This window comes from Amycolatopsis sp. NPDC054798 (assembly GCF_053611505.1).
The window spans coordinates 18,740-30,447 of record NZ_JBSHAM010000094.1 but is presented as its reverse complement, the minus strand read 5'-3'; the positions used below and the strand labels follow the sequence as shown (position 1 = coordinate 30,447).

At 68.4% G+C, this 11,708-nt stretch carries 12 protein-coding genes; 8 read left to right on the top strand and 4 right to left on the bottom strand.

Features of this window, described 5'->3' with window-relative positions; genetic code table 11:
* Window positions 1-135 precede the first annotated feature (135 nt).
* From ACWGIC_RS37020 to ACWGIC_RS37010, 3 genes are all read right to left on the bottom strand, one after another.
* Entirely contained in the window at window positions 136-1,278 is a 1,143-nt protein-coding gene (locus ACWGIC_RS37020; RefSeq protein ID WP_452080597.1) for a TetR/AcrR family transcriptional regulator, read from the bottom strand.
* 160 nt (window positions 1,279-1,438) lie between these two features.
* Complete coding sequence (locus ACWGIC_RS37015) at window positions 1,439-2,677, bottom strand: metal-dependent hydrolase family protein (RefSeq protein WP_452080596.1); 1,239 nt, start codon at window positions 2,675-2,677, stop codon at window positions 1,439-1,441.
* Window positions 2,674-3,810, bottom strand: coding sequence for an aminotransferase class V-fold PLP-dependent enzyme (locus tag ACWGIC_RS37010; RefSeq protein ID WP_452080595.1), 1,137 nt, complete (start codon window positions 3,808-3,810; stop codon window positions 2,674-2,676). Before ACWGIC_RS37010 ends, ACWGIC_RS37015 begins: the two co-directional genes overlap by 4 nt.
* Before the next feature lie 173 nt (window positions 3,811-3,983).
* On the opposite strand from ACWGIC_RS37010, the gene ACWGIC_RS37005 reads away from it, so the two are divergent.
* The 8 genes from ACWGIC_RS37005 to ACWGIC_RS36970 all read left to right on the top strand — a co-directional run bounded on the left by ACWGIC_RS37005 (window position 3,984) and on the right by ACWGIC_RS36970 (window position 10,711).
* Entirely contained in the window at window positions 3,984-4,211 is a 228-nt protein-coding gene (locus ACWGIC_RS37005; protein ID WP_452080594.1) for a DUF3311 domain-containing protein, read from the top strand.
* 4 nt (window positions 4,212-4,215) lie between these two features.
* Complete coding sequence (locus ACWGIC_RS37000) at window positions 4,216-5,721, top strand: sodium:solute symporter family protein (RefSeq protein WP_452080593.1); 1,506 nt, start codon at window positions 4,216-4,218, stop codon at window positions 5,719-5,721.
* Window positions 5,722-5,734: 13 nt separating this feature from the next.
* Window positions 5,735-6,271 (top strand): helix-turn-helix domain-containing protein, encoded by a 537-nt coding sequence (locus ACWGIC_RS36995; RefSeq protein WP_452080592.1) that lies wholly within the window; start codon window positions 5,735-5,737, stop codon window positions 6,269-6,271.
* 74 nt (window positions 6,272-6,345) lie between these two features.
* The gene (locus ACWGIC_RS36990) at window positions 6,346-7,281 is read left to right on the top strand and encodes an AraC family transcriptional regulator (protein WP_452080591.1); all 936 of its coding nucleotides are present in this window, start codon (window positions 6,346-6,348) and stop codon (window positions 7,279-7,281) included.
* Between the two features lie 51 nt (window positions 7,282-7,332).
* Window positions 7,333-8,160, top strand: a complete 828-nt coding sequence (locus tag ACWGIC_RS36985) for a dioxygenase family protein (RefSeq protein WP_452080590.1) — start codon at window positions 7,333-7,335, stop codon at window positions 8,158-8,160.
* A gap of 141 nt (window positions 8,161-8,301) precedes the next feature.
* Complete coding sequence (locus ACWGIC_RS36980; protein WP_452080589.1) at window positions 8,302-8,664, top strand: YciI family protein; 363 nt, start codon at window positions 8,302-8,304, stop codon at window positions 8,662-8,664.
* The gene (locus ACWGIC_RS36975) at window positions 8,661-9,866 is read left to right on the top strand and encodes an RNA polymerase sigma factor (protein WP_452080588.1); all 1,206 of its coding nucleotides are present in this window, start codon (window positions 8,661-8,663) and stop codon (window positions 9,864-9,866) included. The genes ACWGIC_RS36980 and ACWGIC_RS36975 overlap by 4 nt, the downstream gene beginning before the upstream one ends.
* The gene (locus ACWGIC_RS36970) at window positions 9,866-10,711 is read left to right on the top strand and encodes a hypothetical protein (protein ID WP_452080587.1); all 846 of its coding nucleotides are present in this window, start codon (window positions 9,866-9,868) and stop codon (window positions 10,709-10,711) included. The genes ACWGIC_RS36975 and ACWGIC_RS36970 overlap by 1 nt, the downstream gene beginning before the upstream one ends.
* Window positions 10,712-10,763: 52 nt before the next feature.
* On the opposite strand, the gene ACWGIC_RS36965 is transcribed toward ACWGIC_RS36970, so the two are convergent.
* The gene (locus tag ACWGIC_RS36965) at window positions 10,764-11,645 is read right to left on the bottom strand and encodes a hypothetical protein (protein ID WP_452080586.1); all 882 of its coding nucleotides are present in this window, start codon (window positions 11,643-11,645) and stop codon (window positions 10,764-10,766) included.
* Between the last annotated feature and the right edge of the window lie 63 nt (window positions 11,646-11,708).

Here is an 11,708-nt window from a genome sequence, read left to right as displayed (position 1 = left end):
ACTGGGCCTTGTGATTTTTGGGCCTCGCTTCCGTTGGGGCCGGTGTGGTGACCCTGTGTGTAATCTTTTCCCCACTGGCTCCCCCCCCCGCACGTCTCGGCTGTCGACGCTCCCCGCGGCGAATCGGCCGGGTGCTTAAAGTCCCAGAGCGCTCAGCAGGAAAGCGGTGACGGCGGCGCGGTGGCCGGGAGTGTCCTCCCACCGCAGCCGCCGGCCGGTTTCGACTACCGCGCCGAAGCCCGCGTGCACCAGCACGCGGGCTTGGTGCGGGTCCAGGTCCGGGCGGGCCAGGCGAAGTTGCTGTTCCCATACGGCGATGTGCTCGCGTTGCGCGAGATTCAGCGGACGTTGCAACGCGGCCGGGAGACCGCCTAGTTCGGCGGCGGCGACGTTGGTCAGTGCGGTGTGTTCGAAGCTGTAGGCCGCGTAAGTGGCGGCCAGTACGGGCAAGGCTTCCGCGCCGGTGGTGCCGTGGAGGTTTTGTTCCACGGCTTGCGACAGGAGTCCCGCGGCTTGCAGGCAGGCGGCCGCCAGGATCTCGGCTTTGTTGGGGAAATGCCGGTAGAGCGCGGACGGCACCAACCCCACCGCCTCGGCGATCCGGGCGTTCGTGACCGTGGCGAATCCGTCGCGCTCGAACAACGGCACCGCGGCGGCGAGGATTTGCGCGCGGCGGGTTCGCGGGACTGGCTGAGCGGGGAGTTCGACGGCGGGCGCGGGCGGGGTGGTCGTCGAGGTGGCGACGCGCAGGGCGGCTTCGGTCAGCAAGTTCTCGGCGCGGTGCTGGGCGATCGACGTGCGATGCATGGTGATCGAGCCGATCGCGCCGAGCGCGGCGACGGCTCGGAGGTCCGCGTCCGGCGACGGCGGCACCAGCTCCGTCACGCGCGCGACGACCTGGGCGAATTTCGCGCTCAGGACGCGACGGTCCGCTCGGTCGAGGTAACGGGCCTCCCAGCGGTACAGGCCGCCGGACTCGCGGTGGGCGACCGTGACCCGGGCCAGCGGGCGGAGGACGTCGGCCGCGGACGCGTCCGGCGGCACCGCGTCGAGGACGGCGACCAGCCGGTCGGCCATCACGTTCGCGCACTCGGTGAACAGGGCGTACTTGTTCGGAAAGTGCCGGTACAGCGCCGCCGCGGTGATCCCGACGGCGGCGGCGATCTCCTCCATGGACGCCGCGTGGTACCCGCGTTCGCTGAAGGCCCGGCCCGCCGCTTCGACGATGAGCTGCTTGCGATTGCGCGGACGGGTGGCCGCAGCCGGTTCAGAGGTCACTGCGGACCTCGAACACCCGGATGCGGAAGGACGGCCATGCCGGCCAGTCAATCACGAGACGGTCGGGTCTTCACGCAGGCGTGACGTCGCGTGCGCCGCGACCGGTCGCCGATGCGGCAGCCCGCGCTGGTCGTTGAGGCCACTCCCAGACAGCGGACGGTCAGCGCCCGGCTCCCTGTTCGAGGTCCCGGCGGATCCGCTCCCTGGCAGCAGCGTCGCCGGTCCCCAGATCGTTGCTGCGGATTTCATGGCAAAGCCCGTCGGCCATGACGAAACGAGGACTGTGCAAGGACTCCAAAGACTCCGTCGGATCCCCGTCCACGGCGATGACGTCCGCCCGGAGGCCCGGGGCCAACCGACCGGTCACCTCCGCCAAGCCGCACACCCGCGCGGCAACCGAAGTAGCGCTGGCGATTGCCTGCCGGGGCGACATTCCGGCCTCAGCAAAGGTGTCCAAGCAATCGGCGTAGCGCTCGAAATGCACCAACGGGATTCCAGCATCCGTACCAGCAACGATGACAGCACCCAAGGAAATCAAAGCGCGCAGGTTGCCGACCACAGCCTCGCGTTCGTCCCACGGGCACATGTAATCCGCTGCGGTGCAAGCGGTGTTCATGGTCGGGCTGACGGCGATCCCGCGCGCGACAATCATCTCGGCGATCCGGGGGTCGAATTCGGTACCAGTACGCGTCACCCAGCCGCAATGCTCGATGCAGTCGACACCGGCGAGTACCGCCCGCTCGATGCCTTCGACGCCCAACGCGTGCGTCGTCACCGGCAGTGAGCAGGCGTGCGCTTCAGACACCAGAGCGGTCAGTTCGTCCACGGTGTAGCGCGCTTCGGACGGATGGCTGCCAGGGGTCATGAAACCGCCGGTGGTCATGACTTTGATCAGGTCGACACCGTCCTCGGCGTGCTGTTTGACCATCGCGCGGACCTCTTCGACCCCGTCCGCGATGCCGCCCATCGACGCGGCGTGGCCACCGGTGACGGTGATGGGCGCGTTCGCGGCCAGCATTCGCGGCGTGGCTTCCGGTGCGGCGGCGAGCAAATCCCGCACCCGGGTGCCCAGAGTGCCGGGCGAGCCCAGGTCACGTGCAGTGGTGACGCCAGCATCCAGCAGCCGCTGCGCGTTGACGATCATCCGGCGGCTCAGCGCGTCGTGATCGGCGGACATTTCCAGGGTGACCTCGGCGGAACCCGGGTCCTGGCAGAGGTGCACGTGGCAGTCGATCAACCCGGGCATCAGGGTGACGTCACCGAGATCGGTCACGTCCCCGTCCGGGGCGGAATTCCTTGGCCCGGCATAGGTAATCGCGCCATCTGCGACAGCGACGGCGGCGTCCTGAATCAGCGGTGCGGACGCGTCGGTCAGCAGCCGCGCGGCTGTGAGGATCATGCCTGCCTCCGGTATTCGGCGATCGCCGCGCACAGGCGATCGATATCCGCGGTGGTGTTGTAGCAGTGGAAGGAGATCCGGAGGTTAGACCCGCGTGGGGCGGTGACGATCCGGCGTGTGGCCAGGAAGTCCGCCAGTGCAACGGGATCGGCGTCGACCAGCGCGACCTGCGGTCCGGGACGAGCGTCCGGGGCGGGTCCGTTCAGGGTCTCGCCAGCGTCGGCGAGCCGTTCGGTCGTTTCCGCGACCAGGCGTTCGACGTGCGCCCATCCGGCCGCGGCATCGAGCTGGCCGAGTACCTCGATGCCCGCCCGGGCGGCGTAGGCGGCGGGGATCCCTGGCGTTCCGGATTCGAAGCGCCGGGCGCTGGCCGGGACGTCGAGGAGTGCGGGGTCGAAGTCGAACGGGTCGACGCGGCCGAACCAGCCTGTCATGCGCGGCGGCTGGTGGTCCTCGACGCCGGAGCGGGCGAACAGGATCGCGATTCCGGGCAGGCCGAGCAGGTATTTGAGGGTTCCGGTGACGAGGTAGTCGCAGTCGAGCTGCCGGACGTCGACCGGGACCACGCCCACCGCCTGGTAAGCGTCGACCAGCACCCGGGCTCCGACGGCCCGCGCGTGTTTGGCGATCTCGTTCACCGGCTGCAAGGAGCCGTTGGTGTACAAGGCAAACGGGATCGACACCAGCCGAGTCGACTCGTCGATCTGCGCGCGATAAGCATCGATGACGCCGAGCGACCGCATGGAATCCTGGCTGACCCACCGCATCTGCTCGCTCGCCGGACGCTGAGCGTGCAGCACCTGCCCGACACTCGGGAATTCCGACTCCATCGACACAATCACGCCGCCGTCGTCGAAATCGACCGCGTTGACCGCCTGGAAAGCCGCGTGCGACGCCGACGGCACGAGCGCGATCTCGTCCGGTGTCGCGTTGAGGAAACCCGCTGCGGCAGCACGCAACCGTTCGACTTCGGCCATCCACGGCCCCCACGGCGCACCCAGGTCGCGCAGCGAATACGCCAGCTCCCCCAACGCCGCGGCGACCTGGACGGACATCGCGCCCTGGCTGCACGAAGCCAGGTGCGTGGTGTCGGCCAGACTGGGGAACTGGGCACGGAACCGGTCGGGATCCACGAGTCACCTCCGCGAGAGCTGCCGTCAGCCACAGTGAACATTGAGTACCTCCACTGCGCAAGCCTCTGTCGCGTCGCGCCGATTGTCGTCATTGACGCGACACAAGCTATCGCTCACACTGATGCACATTCATCCAGGCTGAACACAGAGACGTGGGTAGCTGAGGAGCAATCATGTCCCGACCGTCCCCGGGCAAACGCCGCCGCTGGCATTGGCTTCTGCTCGTCGTCCCGTTCGTGTGGTGCGTCGCGGCGATCCCCCTGGTCAACCGGATCGGCTACGTCTTCGGCTCGATCCCTTTCCTGCTGGTGTGGATGACCGCGGGCGTGCTGATCGGCTCGGGCGCGATCGGTCTCGTCTACGCGATCGATCGCCGCCGCGGCGATCTGGACCGGGTGTAACGCGATGGCACTCGCACTCGCTCTCCTCATCGCCGTGGGCTCGATCGTCTGGGGCACCGTCGCCGCCGCGCGCGGCCGGACGATGAACCTGCAGGAATGGTCGGTCGGCGGACGCCGGTTCGGCACCTGGCTGTTCTGGTTCCTGCTGGTCGGCGAAACGTTCACCACGTTCGCGCTGCTCGGTGCCTCCCAAGGCGTCTTCAGCAACGGCGCGCCCGGGTTCTACGTCCTCGGCACGGTCGTGCTGACCGCGGCGATCGGCTACTGGGTGGTGCCCAAGATCTGGCGCGCGGGCAAGCAGCACGGCCTGGTCACCATGGCCGACTACTTCACCACCCGCTTCGAAGCCCGCTGGTTCGGCGGGCTGGTCGCCGTTTTCGGCATCCTCGCGCTGCTGCTGTACGCCCAGGTCCAGCTGACCGGGCTGAGCCTGATCCTGGCGAGCCTGTTCGGCAGCGAGGTCCCGTCGCTGGCCTACGTCGTCGCCGGCGGAGCGCTGGTCGCCGGGTTCGTGCTGGTCGGCGGGATGCGCAGCGCCGCGTTCACCGCGATCGTCAAGGACGTGCTGCTGATCGCGATCCTGCTCGTGGTCGCGATCGGGGCGGCGGACGCGGCAGGGGTCAACGGACCGCTTGGCGTTTTCGACGCGATGAAACAAGCGCATCCGAGCGGCGCGACGCTGCCCGGGCTGCACGGCTCGACCGCCACGAACACCTGGTGGTGGATGAGTTTCCTGCTGCTCACGCCGCTGGGTTCGTTCGCGCTGCCGCACATGTTCCAGGTGTCCTACAGCGCGAAGGACGTCGCGACGATCCGCCGCAATCAGGTGATCCAGCCGCTGTATTCGCTGTTCTACGTCCTGATCGTGATGATCGCGCTGGCCGCGGTGCTCGCGCTGCCGAAGCTGACAGACAAGCAGGCGAACGCGTCGCTGCTGATTTTCGTGCGCGAGAAGTACCCGGAGTGGGTCATCGGACTGCTCGGCGGCGCGGGCATTCTCGTCGCACTCGTGCCGACCGCGGTGCTTGTGCTCGCGGCCAGCAGCCTGTTCACCCGCAATGTGCTCGGGGCCCGGTCGAAGAAATGGGCCTCGTCGTTGACTGCGATGCGCGTGGGCGTTCTCGTTTTCACCGCGCTTTCCGTACTTCTTGTCGCGCACAGCAACGAAAAACTGTTGAGCATCATGACGAACGTGTACAGCGCCGTCGGACAGCTGGCTCCGGCGCTGTTCCTCTCCATGCTGTGGCGCCGGGTCACCGCGCCGGGACTCGCGGCGGGCGCGCTGTGCGGCGGGTTGATCGTCGGCGTACCCGCGCTCGGCTCGCTCGTCGCGCACACGATGCCGCCCGGAACCGTGGTCGGCCTGCCCGCGCTCGTCGTCAACCTGATCGTGACGGTGGCGGTCAGCCTGGTGACCCGGCCGCCGTCGGAAACCGCGATCGACGTCGGGACCGGAGACCGCTCAGCGGGTACCTCGGAGGCCGGTGACCTGCGCCGGAGCGCCGTTTGACGATAATGATCTGGTGACCGTGACGAGGATCCGCGAGTTCCGCACCCTGCGCGGGCTGACCGTGCGCCAGCTCGCCGACCAGGCGGGGGTGTCGACCGGGCTGATCAGCCAGGTCGAGCGGGGCGTCACCGACCCCAGCCTGGAAACCATGCGGCGGATCGCCGAGGTGCTCGACATCCCGCTGTTCAGCCTGTTCCAGGAGCCGGACGAGGAAACCGTCGCGGTGATCCGGCACGACGACCGATACCGGATCTCCTCGCCGCACCAGGCGATCACTTACACCCGCGCGTCGCCGGGCGGCGCGAAGCTCGAGGTGCTCGAAGGCGTGCTCGAACCCGGCGGCGCCTCGTCCGACGAACTGCGTTCGCATCCGTCCGAGGAATGCGTGGTGGTGATCGCCGGGCGGCTCACCGTCCAGGTCGGCGAGCAGACGCACGTGCTCAAAACCGGCGACAGCTGCCACTTCGATTCGACGATCCCGCACCGCTTCCGCAACGACGGCCGGACCACCGCCCGGTTCCTCGTGAGCGTCACTCCACCGAGTTACTGATACTTCCGTCGGAGGTATCCGCCTCGAAATTGGTCTAGACTTTTCGTTCCGAACCCGGCGAAAAGGACGGACTGATGCGAGGGACGACGGTGCCCCCGGGAATGTGCTGCCGACCGGTCAAAACCGGTGAACTTCCGCTGCACCGGCTTGAGGTGCCCGCGCCGGACGCGGTGCCGTTCGCGGTCGGCTCTTTCGACGCGGTGGGCCCGTTGTCGAGAGCGGAATTCCCGCATCGGCACACTTTCTACGAAATCGTGCTCGTCACCGGCGGCACCGGCGCGCACGTGGTCGACCTGACCCGGTGGGAGCTGAGCCCGCCGCATCTCGGCGTCGTCACCCCCGGCCAGGTGCATTACTGGGAGGCGAGCGGGCTCACCGGATCGGTCGTGCTGTTCACCGACGACTTCCTCTTCGACCATCCGGCCGACCGCGAAACCCTGCGCAGGCTGCGCGAACGGCCCTGGCTGCAACTCGACCGGACCGAGCACGACCGGACCGCGCGGCTGATCGCCGAACTCGAGGAGGAATTCCGCCGCGGCGGCGAGGACGGCGAATCCGTGCTGCGCGCGCTGCTGCACGTGCTGATCGTGCGCGCCGGACGGCTTCCCGGCATTCCGCCCGCTCCGGCGCCGGCCCGCGCCCGTGCGGTAGCGGCGGAATTCGCCCAGCAGGCCGAAAAATCCGAGCTGGGGCTGTGGTCGGTGCGCGCGCACGCCGAACGGCTCGGCGTCACTCCCGGCTACCTCACCGAGGCCGTCAAGGCGGCAACCGGACGTACCGCGGCGGAATTGGTGCGCGAGGCGCGAACCCAAGAGGCGAAACGGTTCCTGCTGCGGACGAACCTCTCCGTGCGGCAGGTGGCGAGCCGGGTCGGATTCGCCGATCCCGCCTACTTTTGTCGGTTCTTTCGGCGCGAAACCGGGTTGAGCCCCGGCGGATTCCGCCGCACCGGCGACACCGCCCCGAAGATTCACCACGACTGCATGACTCCGTCCATCGCTGCGGGCTGATCTCCTCCCTACCGTTCGAGGGGAATCCCGAGCCCCCACCGAGGAGCAGGCATGGACGAAGACAGGAAGTTCAGCCGCAAGGCAGTGCTCAAGGCCGCGCTGGCCGCCGGAGTCGCCGCGCCGGTCGCACTCGTCGGCGGTCCCGCCCTGGCCCGCACGAATTTCGCCGGCGGCCAGAAGGTCGAGCCGACCCCGTACTGCCACGACGGCGACGAACCGACCATCGACCAGACCGAAGGCCCGTACTTCAAGCCGAATTCGCCCGAGCGCAGCGTGCTCGTCGACAGCAACACCCCGGGCCAGCGGCTCACCGTGAGCGGGTACGTTTTCGGGCTGTCCTGCCAGCCGATCAGCCGCGCGCTGCTGGACTTCTGGCAGGCGGACGTCAACGGAGCCTACGACAACGTCGGCTACACCTTCCGCGGCCACCAGTACACGAACGACCTCGGCGAGTTCAAGCTGACCACGATCGTGCCCGGCCTCTACCCCGGCCGGACGCGGCACATCCACGTCAAGGTGCAGGCCCCCGGGGAGCCGATCCTGACGACCCAGCTGTACTTCCCGGGAGAGCCGCGGAACAACACCGACACGATTTTCGACCCGCGGCTGCTCATGACCGTCCGCGACGCCCCGAACAACGCCAAGGAGGCCGCGTTCGACTTCGTGCTCAGCGTCCAGCAGACGCCGACCGGCGGGCCGAGCACCCAGCCGACGTCGCCGACCGGCCAGCCCGGCGGGACGTCCTGGTCCGCGGGCAAGGCGTACACCGCGGGCACGCGCGTCACGTTCAACGGGGTCGGCTATGTGTGCCTTCAGGGCCACACCGCCCAGCAGGGCTGGGAACCGCCGAACGCGCCAGCGTTGTGGCAGAAGGGCTGACCCCCTCCTAACGAGAACGGCGGGCTCCCCCGGGCCCGCCGTTCTCCGTTTTTTTCCGAGAAGCCCGGCCAGCGCTGTCGAGTTACGGTCGAGAAGTTCGTCTTCCATTGCGACGACGCCGGACCGGCCCTCGGAGGACACATGCTGTACCTGCTGGTGATCTACAACTGCGACCGTCCCGAACCCGGCGACCCGGCCTTCCCGGACGCGCTGGCCAGGGTGAACGCGTTCGCCGACGAATGCCGCCGGCGCGGGGCGTTCGTCTCGGCGCATCCCCTGCAGGGCGAGCACACCGCGACCACGGTCAGCGTCCGCGAGGGGAAGACGCTGATCACCGACGGGCCGTTCCTGGAGACCCACGAGCATCTCGGCGGCGTTTACGTCCTCGACTGCCGCGATCTCGACGAAGCACTCGAACTCGCCGCGCTGTGCCCGATGGCCGCGGTCGGCACCGTCGAGGTGCGCCCGGTCGCCGGGGTGCCCGGGCTGTCCCGCCAGGCATGACGTCGCCGCTGCTGCGGGACGTCTACCGCGAGCACCGGGCCCGGATGCTCGCGGCGCTGGTCCGCGTCCTCGGCGACTTCGAACTCGCCGAGGACGCACTGCAGGACGCTTGCGCGCTCGCCCTGCGCAACTGGGGCGGCGAACCGCCGGACGACCCCGTGGCGTGGCTGCTGACCGCCGCCCGCAACAGTGCGATCGACCGGCTCCGACGCGCCCGCCGCGGCCAGGAGAAGCTCGCTCAGCTCGCGGAACAGCCGGAGGCCGCGATGGAGCCGTCCGAAGAACTCCTGCTCGCGATCGGCGACGAACGGCTCAGCCTCGTCTTCACCTGCTGTCATCCCGCGCTCGCCGAGGAAGCGCGCGTCGCGTTGACGCTGCAGGCGGTGGCTGGGCTTACTGCCGGACAGATCGCGCGGACGTTCCTGGTCAGCGAGGCGACGCTGGCGCAACGGCTGGTGCGGGCCAAACGCAAGATCCGCGACGCCGGGATCAGCCTCACGGTCCCAGCCGATCACCTGCTTCCCGAGCGGCTGTCCGGGGTCTTGGCGGTGCTGTACTTGATCTTCACCCAGGGCTACACCGCACCGGAACACCCGGAGCTGCGTCAGGAAGCGATCCGGCTGGCGAAACTGGTCGCGACGCTCATGCCAGACGAACCGGAAGCACTCGGCCTGGTTTCGCTGCTGCTCCTGCACGATTCGCGCACCGCCGCCCGCTACACGCCGGAGGGTGACGTCGTGCTGCTCGAAGACCAGGACCGAAGCCGTTGGGATTACAGCGAAATCGCTGAAGCGATCGGCCTGCTGGACCGTGCGTTGCGCTTCGAGACGCCTGGCCCGTATCAGCTGCAGGCCGCCATCGCCGTCCAGCACGCTCAGGCCCGCTCCGCGGCGGACACCGACTGGGCGGCGATCGCGGGACTGTACAACCGGTTGTACGAAACGAATCCGTCGCCGGTGATCGCGTTGAACCACGCCGTCGCGGTCGCCATGGCCACGAGCCCGGCGGAGGGCCTGGCGCTCATTGACGGCATCGCCGGACTGGACCGATACCACCTGATGCACGCCGCGCGCGCCGATCTCCTGCGCCGTCTCGGCCGGACCGCCGACGCGATGGCGGCGTACCGGCGCGCGCACGAACTCGCCGCCAACCCAGCCGACCGGCGATTTCTCGCAGGCCGCTTAGCCACCTTGGAGTCCTGATGAGACTGTCCATTCTCGACAACGGGCATCGCCTGCGGGCCAGGTTGTTCATGTCTGTCACGTCCAAACAGCCGCCGGACATGGTGAAGATGCTGTTGTACCGTCCCGGTTTTCTCGCCCGGCCGTTGCTGGATCTCACCGCTCCGGCGATGCGCGGCCCGTCGTACTGGACCGCCGGGGAACGCGAATTCCTCGCCATGTCAACGGCGTTGCTGCACGAATGCCCGTTCTGCGTCGACTCGCACGCGGAGCTGACCCGGATCGCCGGGCACGGCGAGATCGACCCGGCGCATCCCGACTCGGCGCGGCCCGAAGTGCGCACCATCCGGGCGTTCCTGGAGACCGTCACGCTGAACCCGGACCAGATCGTGCTGCCGGACCTGCCGCCAGCGGCGATTCGCGAAGCACTGCGGGTGAATCTGGTGTGGAACGTCGTGAACCGGCTCGCGAACGCGTTCGGTTTCGTGCTCCGCGAAGGGCAATTGGAGAGCGGAACCCGCGCCCTGCACAAATTCGGGTACCGCTTCCCTGGCTTCCTGCTCGCCGGTGGTCCGGAGGGAAAGCACGAGGATCCAGTGGAGAACCTGCGGTATTCGGTGTTCACCGCGCCCGCGGTGACCGACCAAGCACTTCGCGACGCAGCGGCGAGCGGAGACGGCCTGCCCGCACCGTTGCAGCCGTTCGCGGCGAAGGTCCGCGACGCGTCCTACCGGCTCACTGACGCCGATTTCGCCGAACTGGCCACGAAATACCAGGAAGACGAGGTCTACGAGATCACCGTCGCCGCGGCTGTGGGCGCTGCGTTGCGCAGTTACGACGCGGGACAACGCAAACTCGGCGCGTAACGCGAACCGGCGGCCGAGGTGCAAGTACCCCGGCCGCCGGTCAGTTGTCCGCTCAGGGGCGGTAAAGCTCCTTGACGACGTCGATGTTGTCGTTCTTGTCGACGTGGATTTCGGCGTGCAGCGGGTTCGGGCCGGTCAGCGCCTCCATCAGGGCCTGCTCCGTGCACGGGTTCGTGCCGCGGCCCTGCGGGTCGAGGGCGACGTCGCCGCCCGGGCACAGCTCGGCCGCGCCGAACACCTGGGCGGTCTTGCTGACCGGGAGGCGGTAGGTCTTGGCGTCGCCGGGAACGAACTGGCCGTCGTCCGGGCCGCCCTTCTTCCAGGTGATCAGCTGGAACTGGGCCATGTTGACCGAACGGTCGAACCCGGTGAACTGCACGGTCTGCGTCGTGTTCGGGAAGCGGCGCGTCGGGGCGGCGGGCTGGCCGTTGCCCCCGGTCGGCGCGGTCTTGATCATGAACTCGGAACCGCCGTCCTTGCCGCAGTTCACGACGCCCTGGGTGAATTCTTCTTCCGCGCCCAACGCGCAATCCCAGTGCCCTTCAATGCCGAGCACGCGGTGACCGGGACCTTCGCCCTGGGTCGGCGCCAATTCGTAGTACTTCGTCATCACATTGAATGCTTCGGTGCAGCCGGGAATGCTGCCATTGGCGCTCTGCACCGCGATCAGATCCATTTGCTTGCCGCCCGCCGGACCAACCTGCCCGCCGTGCTTGCTGCAGTTGACATCACCGTTCGACGTGGCCGCGGTGCCCGCCGCACCGGCCGAACCGCCCTGCGGGGCCTGCTTGACCGCCGCCGCGTCGGAAATGCTCTTCGCCGCGGAACCATTTCCGTCGACATTGTTTCCGCCGCACGCGGAAAGCAATGCGGTCGCGGCGACCGCCCCGCCGACCATGACCAGCTTCATCGACTTCATCGCGGTGAATCCCATTGTGCTCTCCCCGGTTTCGGTGCCTTTGGCGAATCTCTACCCCCAAAGACGTGAAGCACCGAA